13 protein-coding genes are annotated in these 15,249 nt (G+C 48.0%); 11 read left to right on the forward strand and 2 right to left on the reverse strand.

Annotation, left to right across the window (positions count from 1 at the left end; all coding sequences use genetic code 11):
* Positions 1–129: 129 nt before the first annotated feature.
* Complete coding sequence (locus SPTER_RS23595) at positions 130–1,062, reverse strand: bifunctional metallophosphatase/5'-nucleotidase (RefSeq protein WP_144352622.1); 933 nt, start codon at positions 1,060–1,062, stop codon at positions 130–132.
* 178 nt (positions 1,063–1,240) lie between these two features.
* On the opposite strand from SPTER_RS23595, the gene SPTER_RS23600 reads away from it, so the two are divergent.
* The 10 genes from SPTER_RS23600 (at position 1,241) to phoU (ending at position 12,283) form a co-directional block, all read left to right on the forward strand.
* The gene (locus SPTER_RS23600; protein WP_144352623.1) at positions 1,241–1,642 is read left to right on the forward strand and encodes a hypothetical protein; all 402 of its coding nucleotides are present in this window, start codon (positions 1,241–1,243) and stop codon (positions 1,640–1,642) included.
* A gap of 13 nt (positions 1,643–1,655) precedes the next feature.
* Positions 1,656–1,904: an anti-sigma-F factor Fin gene (locus tag SPTER_RS23605; RefSeq protein ID WP_144352624.1), complete on the forward strand. Its 249-nt coding sequence runs from the start codon at positions 1,656–1,658 to the stop codon at positions 1,902–1,904.
* A 98-nt stretch (positions 1,905–2,002) separates the two neighbouring features.
* A complete protein-coding gene (gene mfd / locus SPTER_RS23610; RefSeq protein ID WP_425474377.1) occupies positions 2,003–5,293 on the forward strand; it encodes a transcription-repair coupling factor in 3,291 nt (1,096 codons plus the stop codon).
* A 190-nt stretch (positions 5,294–5,483) separates the two neighbouring features.
* Positions 5,484–6,053, forward strand: coding sequence for a stage V sporulation protein T (spoVT, locus tag SPTER_RS23615; protein WP_144352625.1), 570 nt, complete (start codon positions 5,484–5,486; stop codon positions 6,051–6,053).
* 256 nt (positions 6,054–6,309) lie between these two features.
* Positions 6,310–7,911 (forward strand): putative polysaccharide biosynthesis protein, encoded by a 1,602-nt coding sequence (locus SPTER_RS23620; protein ID WP_144352626.1) that lies wholly within the window; start codon positions 6,310–6,312, stop codon positions 7,909–7,911.
* 1 nt (position 7,912) lies between these two features.
* Positions 7,913–9,382, forward strand: a complete 1,470-nt coding sequence (yabN, locus tag SPTER_RS23625; protein WP_144352627.1) for a bifunctional methyltransferase/pyrophosphohydrolase YabN — start codon at positions 7,913–7,915, stop codon at positions 9,380–9,382.
* A 95-nt stretch (positions 9,383–9,477) separates the two neighbouring features.
* Positions 9,478–9,753: an HU family DNA-binding protein gene (locus tag SPTER_RS23630; RefSeq protein WP_144352628.1), complete on the forward strand. Its 276-nt coding sequence runs from the start codon at positions 9,478–9,480 to the stop codon at positions 9,751–9,753.
* A gap of 135 nt (positions 9,754–9,888) precedes the next feature.
* The gene (locus SPTER_RS23635) at positions 9,889–10,584 is read left to right on the forward strand and encodes a response regulator (protein ID WP_144352629.1); all 696 of its coding nucleotides are present in this window, start codon (positions 9,889–9,891) and stop codon (positions 10,582–10,584) included.
* Positions 10,585–10,855: 271 nt separating this feature from the next.
* Positions 10,856–11,611 carry a phosphate ABC transporter ATP-binding protein PstB gene (gene pstB, locus SPTER_RS23640; protein ID WP_144352630.1) on the forward strand — a complete coding sequence of 252 codons (756 nt, stop codon included), beginning with the start codon at positions 10,856–10,858 and terminating at the stop codon, positions 11,609–11,611.
* Positions 11,612–11,626: 15 nt separating this feature from the next.
* Positions 11,627–12,283 (forward strand): phosphate signaling complex protein PhoU, encoded by a 657-nt coding sequence (gene phoU, locus SPTER_RS23645; protein ID WP_144352631.1) that lies wholly within the window; start codon positions 11,627–11,629, stop codon positions 12,281–12,283.
* 104 nt (positions 12,284–12,387) lie between these two features.
* Here phoU and SPTER_RS23650 read toward each other — a convergent pair whose 3' ends face one another.
* Complete coding sequence (locus SPTER_RS23650) at positions 12,388–14,193, reverse strand: ATP-binding protein (RefSeq protein ID WP_246105417.1); 1,806 nt, start codon at positions 14,191–14,193, stop codon at positions 12,388–12,390.
* Positions 14,194–14,370: 177 nt separating this feature from the next.
* Between SPTER_RS23650 and SPTER_RS23655 the strand changes: the two genes are divergently transcribed.
* Complete coding sequence (locus tag SPTER_RS23655) at positions 14,371–15,237, forward strand: phosphate ABC transporter substrate-binding protein (protein ID WP_144352632.1); 867 nt, start codon at positions 14,371–14,373, stop codon at positions 15,235–15,237.
* The last annotated feature ends 12 nt before the right edge of the window (positions 15,238–15,249 follow it).

Here is a 15,249-nt window from a genome sequence, read left to right on the forward strand (position 1 = left end):
CATCAGAATTATAAAAATTCGCTGCTATTATCTAAGGGCTAAGAAAAATCTTTGCCCTAAAGGGCACAGGCTGCTTCTGCCGGCGTCTTAAAGGACTTGGCATAAGCCAGCCACTAACCGCAGTGGAAATTACGGGCGTTTGTTCTGGTGTTGCAGCGTAGCATCGTGATAAGGCCAGGCAAAGTCTGCCATCGATTTATCAGCCGGGGCAATGACAGAATAAAGGGTGGAGGTTTCTGTGTGTTGAAGCTGCCACTTCTTCCCCGTTTTTTCGAAAGTGAGTTCTATCCGGCTTAAGCTGCTGCCATATTTACCAGGAGCTGCCACAGCGGTGCCGCTAATTTCCAGGCCATTGTTTTTGACAACGATGACCGCATCTACTTTATTTTGCAGCTTTTTAACCGTAGCGTTAAGTGCGGCTGTTTGATCGTCAAAGGTAATTCCGGCATAGTTTTCCGGATTGGTGGTAGTGTCGGCTGTTGTTAAGCCAATAATACCAATCCGGATTTTTTCCTTCTTTTTTTCTTTGCCTACCTCAAATTCTTTAATTGTATAGGGCTTAACGGTGGGCAAACGCTGACCGGGGCGATGGACATTAGCGGACAAAACCGGAAATCTGGCGGTAGCGAGCGCCTGAGACAGGAAATCAGAACCATAGGCAAATTCGCCTTCACCGAGCACAACTGCGTCATAGCCAAGATAATTATAGGCGGCTATCATCGGATTAGGAAGTTTGGAAGGCTCAGAGGCGAACAGGCTGGTCAGGGGCGTACCTGTGAGCATATTGCCGCCATCGACTAAGAGGGTGTGGGAATTAGCCTGGCGTTCTTTTTTTACCAGGCTGGCAATTTTAACAAGGCCAAAATCAGCCGTCTTGGGCACAGTATAATCCCAGTCAATGATATGACCGTAGAGTCCGGCTGTCGCCAGCACTGTTATTTTAACAGGTGCCGGCGGCGGCGTAGGTTGCTTCGGTGCTGCCAGTGTAATGGTCGGCAGGCACCAGATAACGGCTAACCCAACAACGGCTAGCCGGATTAATCGGTTCCAGTGTTTTTTCAAAGCGATCCCTCCAATTTTATAGTCAGGTATTATACTTAATTTCGCCATATAGGGGTTTTTTTCCTGTATTTTATTGTTTGCCAGCAAAAAATACCGTAAAGGCAGGTACGGTATACAGGCCTATTTATTCGGGGAATAATAATTATACATTCAATTGCCGGATTTGTGAGGATGAGTTATGGAATATGTAATTGCCGCCCTAATGGCCGGTCTGAGTTTTCTCGTAAACAGGCTGTTTGTGCGGTATATCGGTCCGGTAACTGTCATCAGCCTGGGACCGGTTGCTGAAGAAGCGGCAAAAACACTGTTTGCTTATTATCTGGGAGCCGCCATTATACCGGTACACGCGCTTTTTGGGGTAATTGAAGCTATCTACGACTGGATCCAGGATGAGGGCAGGCATCTCACAGCCCCGCTCCTGAGTATTATGGGGCATAGTTTCTTTGGTGCCGTGACTGCCGGTGTCCTGAGTAAGACCGGCAGTGTGTGGCTCGGACTGGCTGTAGCCTCCACGGCCCATGTGACTTACAACGTATTTGTTGTCAGAATCCTGGCCAATAAAGCAGACAAAAACAGATGAAAGAGGGATAGCCATGAAAATTTTCTATACTTGTGAATATTGCGGTGAACATATCGATACATTAGAAGTAGACCAAATCGATGAGGTTAAGTTTGGCTTTGACTGCTTGACTGCTCAGGAGCGTCAAGATATAATTAAAACTGATGTGGAACAAAATACTGTCCATGTTAAGTCACTATGCGATTTCTGCATAACTTCAATGGGAATGGATGATAATGTTGCACTGGGGATGCCTGCCATTAACAAAAGCTATATTCACTGAAAATTTTTAAGCGCATATAATACAGGGCTTTAGCCTAAGCTAAAGCCCTTTTGGTACTACCTGTGACTTATTGAGAGGTATATATGGGAGAGAAAACAATATTAACGCTGTTTGCTGCTTTCCATGAGGATAAGCAGCTTATGGCCGCGCAAGCCGCTTTCGGGGCAATCGGTAATCAGAGCGTCATTTATGGCGTGACTGGCGCGCAAAAAAGCGTACTTATGGCGGCTGCATTTCAGGCATCGCCCCGGCCGACCATTATCATTGCCGCCAGTCACGAAGCCGTTGAAATGCTGCGCACTGATTTTGCGGCCCTGCTGCCGCAGGTGCCGGTCGTGGAATTGCCGGCGATTGATATGATTACTTTTGCGGCCGCCGCTAAGAGCGTTGAACTGGCTTCCCGGCGCATGGACGTTTTGAGCCGGATGGTACGGGGGGAGAAAATTATTGTTTTGGCAACTGCTGAAGCTGCGATGCAGCGGGTTTTGCCGAAGCAAGAATTTCTAAACAGTCGGATTACGATCCAGAGCGGCGGAACGATAAGCCGCGAGAATCTTATTAGTGCTCTGGTCGAATTTGGCTATGAGCGGGTTGACCAGGTGGATAGTGCCGGTCAATTTAGTATCCGCGGTGGTATTATTGATATTTTTGCTGTTAACCGGAGCCTGCCGCTCCGGTTAGAGTTGTTTGGCGATGGGGTTGATTCACTGCGTGAGTTTGATCCGGCCAGCCAGCGCTCGGTGACAGATATGGGATTAGCCGATATTATGCCTCTGACTGAGCCTGAGCACAGTGGCAAGCCGGCGGTATTTGTGTCTTATCTTCCTGCCGATTCCTGTCTTGTGCTTGATGAACCGGCACGGATCAGGGAACAGATGACTAAAATTGTCAAAGAAAACCCGGATATAAAACGCCGGGTTTTTAGCTGGACTGAGCTAACCGCTGCCTGCCAGGCGTATACGGTCATTTATTTATCCTTGCTGCTGCAAAAAATACCCGGCACGCAGCCTGCCTCTATTATCAGTATTGCGGCCAAAGGCATCGCGCCGTTCCATCGCCAGATGGATATGCTGATTGCCGAAATTAAAAACTGGCAGGATAAAAAACAAAATATTATTTTATTTATGCCCAACCGTGACAAGGCAGCCAATATTCAGCAGCATCTGGCCGAAGAAGGGATTACAGCGGTCATGGCCCAGGAGGGGCACATGCCGCTGATTCCGGGCGCTGTTGTTGTATCGGCAGGTGCTTTGTCAGGCGGCTTTGAATTGCCTCAGGCCAGGCTGGTTGTTTTGACCGAGTTGGATATTTTTGGCCGTCAGAAGAAGAAACGGCGCCCGCGGGTTGGTAAAGACCAGCAGATTACCTACTTCCGGGATATTAATCTTGGCGATTATGTTGTTCATGTTAATCATGGTATCGGCAAATATGTTGGCGTTGAAACCCTGGAGGTCGGCGGTGTTCATAAAGATTATCTCCATATCCGCTATGCCGGTGACGATAAGCTGTATGTGCCAACAGATCAGGTAGGCCTTTTACAAAAATATATTGGGTCTGAGGGGGAAGTGCCCCGTTTAAGCAAAATGGGGGGCAGCGACTGGCTGAAAGTAAAGACCAGGGCGAAAGCGGCTGTGGCCGATATGGCTAAAGAGCTGATCGAACTTTATGCCCAGCGTCAACTGCAGGTCGGTCACGCTTTTGGTCCTGACACCCCCTGGCAGCGGGAATTTGAAGATGCTTTTGCCTATGAGGAAACCCCGGATCAACTGCAGGCTATTACTGAGGTTACTCATGATATGGAACAACCACGTCCCATGGACCGGCTGCTGTGTGGTGATGTGGGCTTTGGGAAAACGGAGGTGGCGATTCGTGCCGCTTTTAAAGCCGTCATGGGGGGCAAGCAAGTGGCGGTCCTGGTGCCGACGACGGTTCTGGCGCAGCAGCACTATCAAACCTTTAGGGCGCGGTTTGCCGGTTTTGGCCCGGTTGTTGATGTTGTCAGCCGGTTTCGCAGCGCCCGGGAACAAAAGGCAACTCTGCAGAAGCTGGCACTTGGCCAGGTAGATGTGCTTATCGGCACTCATCGTATTCTTCAGGCCGATGTGGAATTTAAAGACCTGGGGCTGCTGATTGTTGATGAAGAACAGCGGTTTGGTGTGGCCCAAAAAGAGAAAATGAAAAGACTGCGGGCCAATCTTGACGTACTTACCCTAAGTGCCACGCCGATCCCGCGTACGCTGCATATGTCACTGGTGGGCGCACGCGACATGAGTATTATTGAGACGCCGCCGGAGGACCGGTTCCCGGTGCAAAGCTATGTTGTGGAATATAATGAGGAAATTATCCGTGAGGCCATTGTGCGTGAGCTGAAGCGCGGCGGCCAGGTGTATTTTGTTTACAACCGGGTACAGACTATCGATAAGGTACGCCAGCGTCTAACCGAAATTTTGCCGGACGCTACGATAAAAACAGGCCACGGCCAGATGCCTGAAGAACTGTTGGAACAGGTAATGCTGGATTTTTATGAGAACCGGGATGAAGTGCTTATTTGTACGAGTATTATTGAAAACGGACTGGATGTGCCTAATGCCAATACGATTATTGTCTATGATGCCGATCACTTTGGCCTGTCGCAGTTATATCAGATGCGCGGACGGGTTGGCCGTTCTCATCGTATGGCTTATGCCTATTTTACTTACAGGCGCGACAAAGTGCTTACCGAGGTGGCGGAAAAGAGGCTGCAGGCCATCAAAGAATTTGCTGAACTGGGCTCCGGTTTTAAAATTGCCATGCGTGACCTTGAAATCAGAGGCGCCGGCAATCTTTTAGGCCGGGAACAGCACGGCCATATAGTCAGTGTCGGGTTTGAAATGTACTGTCGCCTGCTGGACGAAGCGGTTGCGGAATTAAAGACCGGAAATCCGGTTTTACCAATTCCGGAACCGACCATTGAACTCAACATTGATGCCTATCTTACAGGCGACTATATTAGCGATGCCATGCATAAGATTGAGATATACCAGCGGATTGCAGCTGTGCGCCAGGAAGAGCATTTAGCAGAACTGATTGATGAACTGGTTGACCGGTTCGGTGAACCGCCATTACCTGTAATCAACCTTCTGGGGGTGGCCCGCATCAAAAATCTGGCCCGCCGTATTGGCGTGCGCTCCATTTCTGAGCGGGAGAGCCGGATAGAAATTATTTTCAGTGAAACGCCGCATGTTGCTGACGGTGGTTTAATGAATGCTAAAAATCTTTTTCCCGGTAAACTTGCCTTTCTTCCCGGGCCGCCGGAGACGATGCGGCTGACGACATCACGGCTCTCGCTGCCGCTCATAGATGCATTAACCAAGCTGTTTCAGGTATTGACAGGTACAGAAAAATGTTAACTGAAACCTTTGCAGCTTAAACCAGAAAAATGAATAAAACACACTTGCTGGATATATACTACTATCAATGAATGATTAGGCTATTGCTAACAGTAATACCTGATGTATTCGCGATTCAAAATTTGACATCGACAACGTTAGTAGGTTAATCTAGCTAAGCTTGGTTAAAGCTGTAGAAAGGGGGATACTGGTGAAAGCAACCGGAATTGTACGTAGAATTGATGATTTAGGGCGAGTTGTAATACCGAAAGAAATCAGACGAACTCTCAGAATCCGTGAAGGGGATCCGCTGGAGATATATGTAGATCGTGAGGGTGAAGTAATACTCAAGAAATACTCTCCGGTAGGTGAACTAGGGGACTTTGCTAAAGAATATGCAGACTCATTGTTTGAAGCTATAGGACATATTGTTCTGATCGCTGACCGCGACAATGTAGTAGCGGTGGCTGGTGCCTCAAAAAAAGAGTTCCTGAGCAAACCGCTTGGCCCGGCTGTTGAAAAAGTGATGGAAGAGCGTAAAACCGCTCTGATCAGCAATCCAGGGGAATACAAGCACTGCAAAGGTTGCGTCTCTCAATGCGAGGATGATGATGAGACCTGCAAATTTACTGTTGAAGTTATTGCCCCTATTATCGTCGAAGGCGATGCAATCGGTGCCGTTATTATCTGTTCCAAAGAGCCTGGCGCTCAAATGGCTGATATGGAGGTCAAACTAGCCGAAACAGCAGCAGGGTTCCTGGCAAAACAAATGTCTCAATAACATCGTACACAGCAGAGTAAATGGCAAGTAGCGGACACTAACAATTACTGTTAAGTTCGCTACTTTTATATTACTTTTACAATAGTTATAGCAAAGGCAAACAGCAGCACCAAATCGTTTTTTGAAACTGATACAACTGCAATTATAGGCAAATTAAATTATCGCTATGCATATAGTGTGTTTTATTGCTGGTAAGATTTTGTTATAATAGTAAAAGTGGCTAAACCAGGCCAAATTTTGGAGAGGAATGACTCGTTTGAGTAAAGATACATTTTTAAAAGGGGCATTTATTCTGACGGTGGCCGGTATCGTTGTAAAAATTATCGGATCAGTCAACCGGATTTTGTTATCCCGCCTCCTTGGTGGCGAAGGGGTAGGCCTTTATCAGATGGCTTATCCAATTTATTTATTGGCACTCAGCGTTTCTTCAGCTGGTATTCCAGTAGCCATCTCAATTATTGTGGCCGAAAAAATTGCCCGCAGCGATTACCGGGGGGCTAATCATGTATTTCGCATTTCTTTGGGGGTATTGGCTGCCACCGGGCTGTTTTTTACGTTTCTCTTATATTATGGTGCCGGTTGGCTGATTGAGCATAACTTTGTCCGCGATCACCGCGCGTATTATGCTATTGCCGCGTTAGCACCGGCGATCTTCTTCGTTACTGTATTATCGAGTTATCGCGGCTATTTTCAGGGACTGCAGATGATGACGCCAACGGCTGTTTCCCAAATATTTGAGCAGCTGATACGGGTTGTAACCATGATTGCCTTTGCCTATATCCTGTTGCCGCGCGGTCTCGAATTTGCTGCCGCCGGCGCCAGTTTCGGCGCCGGTCCCGGGGCTGCGGCCGGACTTTTGGTGCTGCTGTACTTTTATTGGCGGCATAAGCCGGGCTTTAAGCAGCAGATGGAAAACCAGCCGCAGATCAAGCAGGAGTCCAGTCTGAGCATAATCGGCCGGATTGTCAAACTGGCGCTGCCGGTGTCGCTTGCCAACATCATGTTGCCGGTAGTATCTAACATTGATCTCCTGATTGTGCCGGCCCGGCTGGAAGTAGCCGGCTATAGCGTCGAGCAGGCCACGGAAATGTTCGGTTATCTCACCGGTATGGCTGTGCCGCTTGTTAATCTGGCGACAATCCTGACGGCGTCGCTGGCCGCCAGCCTGGTACCGGCGATATCGGAAGCATACACACTTGGCAACAAACAGCGGATTTACCAGCGGACGGCGACAGCAATGCGCATTTCCAACCTGATTACAATCCCCAGTTTTGTAGGTATGACACTCCTGGCTACCCCTATCTCACTGATGTTGTATGGCACACCTAATGCCGGTGTCCCTATCGCCATATTGTCGGTAGGAATTTTTCTCCTGGGTATACACCAGGTGACAACCGGCGTTTTGCAGGGCCTTGGCTACACTGCTATTCCGGTAATTAACATGGCAGTTTCCGCTGTTGTCAAGATTGTTATGAGCTGGGTTTTGACAGCAGTTCCCTCTCTCGGAATTATGGGGGCTGCATGGGCTACTGTAGCCGATTTTGGTGTGGCTGCACTGTTAAATATGTTTTTCGTATACAGGTATGTCGGTTTCAGCCTGGACATTAAGGATACCTTTAAAGCCGTGCTCGCATCCGGGGTAATGGGTGTTGTCGTACTCCTGTCCTATGATGCTATTATGAGCCAAATGCTTCATAATACACTGGCTACTATAGGCTCCATCGCTGCCGGGGTGACCGTATTTGGCATAGTTCTGCTGCTCGTGGGTGGGGTTGAGGCCCGTGATATTGAACAAATTCCCCGCATCGGTGGAAAAATTGCTGCTATTTTGACTACATTGCGACTGTTGAGGCGATAAAATGGGAATTACTATTATTGGGCTTGGCCCCGGAAGTTTTAAACATCTAACACTGGAAACCTGGGAATTGCTGAATGGTACCGATGCTCTCCTTTTACGCACGGCCAAACATCCCTGCGTGGATATCCTAAAAAAGCGGGGCGTTGTATTTACCAGTTTTGATCATTTGTATGAGCAAGCGGATAGTTTTTCCGGTCTCTATCAGGCGATAGCCACTGAAGTTGTCGGCCGGGCGGCGCAAGGAGAGAACCTCATTTACGCTGTACCCGGCAGCCCGCTGGTAGCCGAGAAAACTGTGGAGCTTATTACTGAGCAGGCGAAAGCGGCAGGCATAGAGTTTGCTATTGTGCCGGCAATGAGTTTTCTGGAAGTGCTGTACACGCGGCTGGGGGTTGATCCCATTACCGGTCTTACCATTGTTGATGCCGCTGAATTGGCTGCCTTGCCGCCTGATCTGGTTACTGGTCTCATTGTTACCCAGGTATATAGCCGTCAGGTGGCGTCAGATACCAAATTGGCGCTCATGGACTATTATGGCGATGAATATCAGGTCACAGTGGTACATAATCTCGGCCTGCCTGATGAGAAAATTCACAGGACTATGCTGTTTGAGCTGGACCGCTTGCCGGAGATTGATCATCTTACCAGTGTATATGTGCCGCCCCGGCCCGCGCGGAGCAAGGTATTTTCTCTGGATCCGGTTGTTGACGTGATGGCGCGTCTCAGATCGCCCGGCGGCTGCGTCTGGGATATTGAACAGACCCATCTTAGTTTACGCCGTTACCTTGTGGAAGAGGTGTACGAGGTGCTTGAAGCCATAGAACTGGCTGATGGTGCCAAATTATGTGAAGAGCTGGGGGATTTGCTGCTCCAAATTGTTTTTCATGCCCGCGTCGCCGAAGAGAGTGGCGGGTTTACCATGCAGGATGTCATTGATCATGTCACCGAAAAAATGGTACGCCGTCATCCTCATGTATTTGGGTCGATCACTGTGCGTGATGCGGCAGAAGTTGTTGTCAACTGGGAGCAAATTAAAAAACGGGAAAAGGCAGGTGAGCGGACAGGTGTACTAGATGGTATTCCAGTGGGGCTGCCAAGCTTAATGACTGCATATAAGCTACAGGCTAAAGCTGCTAAAGTGGGCTTTGACTGGCCCGAGATTGGCCCGGTGTGGGACAAGATTGCCGAAGAACTTGCTGAGCTCAGGGAAGCAGCCCGCCTACCGACAGCGGCAGGCGAGCAAAACCGCGAGGATGAACTGGGTGATGTATTATTCACGGTGGTAAATTTGGCGCGATTTATGGGCATTGATCCCGAAACGGCCCTTAACCGTACCAACAGTAAATTTAGGCGGCGATTTGGCTATGTTGAGGCTTGTCTCCAAGAACGGCAACTAGCCTGGGCAGACATGGATTTAGCTGATCTTGATGCTTTATGGGATGAAGCCAAGGTTAAAGAAGCCAAGTCATGAGTTTTTTTACCAAATTTTTTTGTGGCAGCAGGAATAAAAAGTTGCGTAGCGAATAAAGCTAATCGTAATCGATTTATGTTAGGGGGAGCAAGATTGTGAATAAAACTGACCTTGTAAAAGCAGTGGCTCAAAAGGCTGATATGACTCAAAAAGATGCCGAGAAGGCTATCAACGCAGTATTTGCCTCGATTGAAGAAGCTTTAGCCAACGATGATAAAGTACAAATAATTGGCTTCGGTACTTTTGAAGTAAAAACCAGGGAAGAGCGCAAAGGGCGTAATCCTCAAACCGGCAATGAAATTACTATCCCAGCTTCAAAGAATCCGGTATTTAAAGCCGGCAAAGGATTGAAAGATACCGTAAACGTCTAATTTTACAGTGGACATGCTACCACCAAACCAGGTTATAAACCTGGTTTTTGTTTAATAGGATCTCTGCGTTCCGGTAGGCGGAGAAAGGATACTGGCGGCTGCGTTTGCTCTAAGGATGAATAAGGGGAGAATTTTATGGCAGGCAAAATTTTGGTTGTAGATGATGAACTAAATATTCGCGAACTCATAAAATTTAATTTAGAGAAAGCCGGCTATAAGGTTCTTGAGGCCGACGACGGCCAGGCCGCGGTGGATATGACCAAAGGTAACCGGCCCGATCTTATCGTCCTTGATCTGATGTTACCTGGTATTGACGGCCTTGAAGTATGCCGGTTAATAAAAAATGCCCGGGAAACGTCGGCCATCCCGATTATTATGCTGACTGCCAAAAATGAAGAAATAGATAAAGTAATCGGCCTTGAACTTGGGGCCGATGATTATCTGACCAAGCCGTTTAGCTCACGGGAGCTGTTGGCCAGGATCAAGGCCGTGCTCAGGCGCAGTCAGAAAGACAGTTCGGTGAGCGGAATACTGTCTGTCGGTAAGTTGACCCTGAATTTTAGCCGCTATGAAGCGTATATCGGCTCATTCAAACTGGAACTGACGCCTAAAGAGTATGAAATGCTTAAATTATTTGCTACAAATACCGGCAAGGTATTTACCCGCGAACAGCTGCTTGAGAAAGTATGGGGTTACGAATATTTTGGCGATACCAGAACCGTTGATGTGCATGTACGTCACTTACGGGTAAAATTGTCGCAGGACAATGATATTGCCGAAGCAATTGAAACCGTGCGCGGTGTTGGCTATCGGTTTCGCGATTTAGAATAAAAAATACAAATTGCCTTGCTGACAGTGTGATGACTACGAGGAATTTCCGGTTGTTGCAAATGTTAGTGAGGCAATTTTTTTATTTGTGTTAAAATATAGGTGTTTGGGGGATAAGAGAACAGAGGCTGCCGTTTTTGCCAGGGCCTTGGATAAGCCTTGATTTTCTCTCTTTTGGTACCGGAATCTAAAATCTTAACAAGATGTTAACATTCACACTGCTGATTTTATGATATATTGCATATGAGAAACTACAGGAGGCATAGACTAACTTATGAATGTTAAAGTTCAAGTAAACAAACTCGGGTTATATTATGGAGATGTCCTGGCCCTGAAAAAAATCTCTATTGAAATCATAGAAAATAGCGTACTGGCCTTAATCGGACCATCCGGCTGCGGAAAATCGACCTTTTTAAAGACGCTAAATCGCATGAACGATTTAATTGATAGTGTGAAAATTGAGGGTGAAGTCTTGCTTGACGGCGAGAATATATATCATCCTAATATTGATACAGTAATGTTAAGAAAGCGGATTGGTATGGTTTTTCAGCGGCCCAATCCCTTCCCCATGTCGGTTTATGATAATATTGCCTATGGTCCGCGCATCCATGGGCAGGCCAAAAAGGCTGTGCTTGATGAAATTGTTGAAAAAAGTCTTACCGGTTCGGCCCTGTGGGATGAAGTTAAAGACCGGCTGCATTCATCGGCGATGGGGCTTTCAGGCGGTCAGCAGCAGCGGCTGTGTATTGCCAGGCTGCTGGCAGTAGAGCCGGAAGTACTGTTGATGGATGAACCCTGTTCAGCCCTTGACCCGATATCGACAATGAAGATTGAGGAATTGGTAACAAAGCTTAAAGCCAGCTATACGATTGTTATGGTTACTCACAATATGCAGCAGGCAGCCCGGGTTTCCGACTATACCGGGTTTTTCCTAAGTGGTGATCTGGTGGAACAGGATAAGACGGATACGATTTTTACCCGTCCGCAAGATAAACGGACCGAGGACTATATTACCGGGCGCTTCGGATAAAGGAGGAAGCAGAAGATGACAGTAAGGCATAACTATGATCAGGAATTAGAACAGCTGCGGCAGAGCCTGCTAGACATGGGGACCGCCGTCGGCAGCGCCATTGATGATGCCGTGGTTTCACTGGCCCGGGGGGACATAGAGTTGGCCCGCAAGGTTATGGCGTTCGATGATGAGATTGACCAAATGGAAGTTGGCATTGAGGATAAATGCATGGTTCTAATCGCCAGGCAGCAGCCAATGGCTCGCGATCTCCGGATTATTGGCACCGGCCTTAAGATAACTACTGATTTAGAGCGAATGGGAGACCATGCTTATGATATTGCCAAAATCACTTTAGGTCTGGCTAACCAGCCGTTGATTAAACCCCTGGTGGATATTCCCCGTATGGCGCAAATGGCGCAAAAGATGCTTAAAGACGCACTGGATGCCTATACGACTCTGGATATCCCGCTGGCCGAGCAGGTATGCCTCAATGATGATGAGGTAGATGATCTTTACTATCAGGTGTTCCGGGAATTGCTGACCTATATGATGGAAGATCCCAAAACCATTACGCAGGCCACTCAGCTTATCTTTGTTGCCCGTTACCTGGAGCGGATTGCCGATCATGCCACTAATATTGCGGAATGGACAATTTATCTGGTGACAGGGCAAAGACGGAGAAAAAAATAACTGTTTAAATAAAAAAACCTGCTCCAGCCGGCTCCGGAGCAGGTTTCTTACATGCTTAGCAAGTATGCGTATCCTTGATGTTAAGCAAGACGACGCAGGCTTTTTTAGGTGTTACTGACGGCTTCATAAGCAGGCAGTGTTATTGTGAACGTCGTGCCGACATCAACCAGGCTTGCTGCCTCAATCCGGCCCCCTAGCATTTCCACAATAAACTTGGCAATGGCCAGGCCCAGGCCGGTACCGCCGGCAGTGCGGGCCCGGGCCCGGTCAACCCGGTAAAAGCGGTCAAAGATCAGCGGCAGGTCTTTAGCCGGGATACCGATACCGGAATCTTTGACTTTAATTTTTATCTCATTATCTTCCTGCCAGCAGGTTAAGAGTATCTTACCGCCGGCGGGGGTATACTTGATACTGTTTTCCAGTAAATTTACAATAACCTGTTTGAGCCAGTCCGGATGAGCGAGGGCGGTCAGAGGCTCTGTAGTGCCTGTTATAATCAGGGTGTGATTTTTCTGCTGCCAGCGCGGTGTTAAATCTTGTTTGGCGGCTTCTACTACGGGACCTACCAGCACGGCATCCAGCCTGACCTGCTCGCGGTATTCCTGGGCGCTGAGCCGGGCCAGCCTGAGCAGATCCAGTACCAGTCTGTGCATACGGTCAGCCTCATCGTAAATGATGCGGACAAACTTTTCGTTAAGCTCCGGCTGAGTAAGCGCGCCATCCAGCAGCGTCTCGGCAAAACCCTTGATTGCCGTCAGGGGCGTAGCTAGTTCATGGGAGGCATTTGTTACAAAATCAGCCTGTCTGTCATGCATTTCCTGTAGTGTGGTTATATCATGAAATACAGCCAGAACACCGGTAATATCTTTTTCATTACCGGTAAAAGGGGCCAGGAATACCTGGAAAACCCGCTTTTTTCCATGAATATTGGTTTTAAGGTCAATGCTTTTACTCTCTTTTTGGCGGATAGTCTCTTGTACCGCCTGGTCTAAAAGACTGTTGCCGATTACCTGAATATTGTGCTGCCCCAGCATCTGGCTGGTTATGCCGAAGATTGTCAGCGCCATATTATTAGCGGTGGTGACTTTGCCAAAACGGTCAAGCAGAATGACGGCATCACCCATGTTTTGCAGAATAAGCTGCAGCTTACGGTGCTCGGCCAGGGCATCATTGACTTTATCCTCCAGGCTGGAGGTTAAATTATTGATAGAATGGGCGAGGATCTCCAGCTCATCCCCTGTTTTGATGAATACCCGCTTATGTAACTGCCCTGTGGCGATATCGTTGGCGGTATGTATAATATTGTCAAGCGGGCGGGTATATTTATTGGCGAGAGCCAGGCTGAACGCGATTGCCACAAGGGATGTCAGCAGACTGGCTGCCAGCAGCGCCGATAAAATTTTTCTATAACCGGCGTCTACATGATCAAGCGGCATAGCCACCCGGACTACGCCGGTGATCTCATTCTGAAAAAAAATCGGCGTGGAAACGTATAACAGTGACTTGTCCTGGGTTGTGCTGGTGCGGATGGCATAGCCGTTATTACCGGCCAGCGCCTCGACTATTTCCGGGCGGTTAGTGTGGTTTTCCATCTGGGCCGGACTCTGCTGGGAGTCGGCAATAACAGCGCCGGCGGTATCGATGACCGTTACCCGTAAATCAATACGGGAGCTGAGCTCTTTGATCTTTTCATCAATCTGATCTTTTTGGATGGGACCGGCCATGTCCCGGTAGATGAGTTCCTCAATAATTTTTCCCTGGTTAAGCATTGCGGTATTGAGGCTGGCAATATTATGCTGGTAGAAAAACCAGAGGATATAGCTGCCAAGGACTGCTAATGTAAAGATAATGAGCGCTAAAAATGATACAACCAGCCGGTTGCGGAGGCTGCGGGCAAACATGTGGATCATCCCTCCCGGGAACTAATTTGTTGGCAGTATTACTATTACAAATAATAACTTAAATTATGGGTTACCGCTACCTGTATTTTCTTAACATTCCTTTAACATTCTCTTAACACAACAGGCGGGTAAATGCTCTACAATAAAAATAAGTTGTGTACAAACTTTGAGGAGGTCAAATTAACAATGAAATTTTCCGGAAAAATGTTAGCAGGTGCCCTGGCGATGCTGCTGGGCGTTAGCGTAGTAGCTGGCTGTGGCGGTCAACAAAAAGCGGCCCAAGAAGCGCCGGCAGCACAAGCTGAGCTAGCCGGTACTGTTACTGCATCTGGGTCAACCGCACTCTTGCCGTTCTTGAAACCGGCCCAAGAAGAGTTTCAGAAGAAAAATGCTAAAGTTACCGTAAATATTGCCGGTGGCGGCTCTTTTACCGGACAAAATCAGGTGGCTGCAGGCTCAGTCAATATTGGCAACTCTGACGTACCACTGCAGGACAGCCTGAAAGATAAAGGCCTTGTCGAAACAAAACTTGTAGGCATTCCCTTTGTATTCATTGTAAATACTGATGTGGCTGTTGATAACCTGACCCAGCAGCAATATGTGGATATATTTACAGGTAAAGTAACCAACTGGCAAGATGTGGGCGGCAAGAATCAAAAGATTACCATCATCCATCGCGCCAAGTCATCCGGTTCCCGGGGGGCTATCGCCGAGATTGTGCTCAAGGGCGCCGCTTTTACTGATAATGCCGTTATCCAGGATTCTAACGGTGCTGTTAGAGCCGCTATCGGCAGTACACCGGGTGCTATCGGCTATGTTGATGCCGCCTATGCCGATCAGTCAGTCAAGACTCTCGCCTATAACGGTGTTAAATATAGCATCAATGAGGTAGTAAACGGTCAATATCCGGTATTTACCTATGGCCGTATGTACACTAAAGGCGAACCGGCCGGCGCGGTGAAAGCCTTCATTGATTACGCGACAAGCAACGAGTTCCAGGAAGCGTATGCTGAGAAAAACGGCTTTGTGCCTATTAACAAAATGAAACAGTAATTAATAAAAAAG

Source organism: Sporomusa termitida (genome assembly GCF_007641255.1).
In the GTDB taxonomy this organism is placed as follows: Bacteria; Bacillota; Negativicutes; order Sporomusales; family Sporomusaceae; genus Sporomusa; species Sporomusa termitida.

Bases quoted from the DNA above. Each gene is read 5' to 3' on its own strand.
- SPTER_RS23655 (WP_144352632.1), top strand. From the start codon at position 14,371: ATGAAATTTTCCGGAAAAATGTTAGCAGGTGCCCTGGCGATGCTGCTG.
- yabN (WP_144352627.1), top strand. From the start codon at position 7,913: ATGGGAATTACTATTATTGGGCTTGGCCCCGGAAGTTTTAAACATCTA.
- pstB (WP_144352630.1), top strand. From the start codon at position 10,856: ATGAATGTTAAAGTTCAAGTAAACAAACTCGGGTTATATTATGGAGAT.
- SPTER_RS23650 (WP_246105417.1), bottom strand. From the start codon at position 14,193: ATGATCCACATGTTTGCCCGCAGCCTCCGCAACCGGCTGGTTGTATCA.
- SPTER_RS23605 (WP_144352624.1), top strand. From the start codon at position 1,656: ATGAAAATTTTCTATACTTGTGAATATTGCGGTGAACATATCGATACA.
- phoU (WP_144352631.1), top strand. From the start codon at position 11,627: ATGACAGTAAGGCATAACTATGATCAGGAATTAGAACAGCTGCGGCAG.
- SPTER_RS23600 (WP_144352623.1), top strand. From the start codon at position 1,241: ATGGAATATGTAATTGCCGCCCTAATGGCCGGTCTGAGTTTTCTCGTA.
- SPTER_RS23635 (WP_144352629.1), top strand. From the start codon at position 9,889: ATGGCAGGCAAAATTTTGGTTGTAGATGATGAACTAAATATTCGCGAA.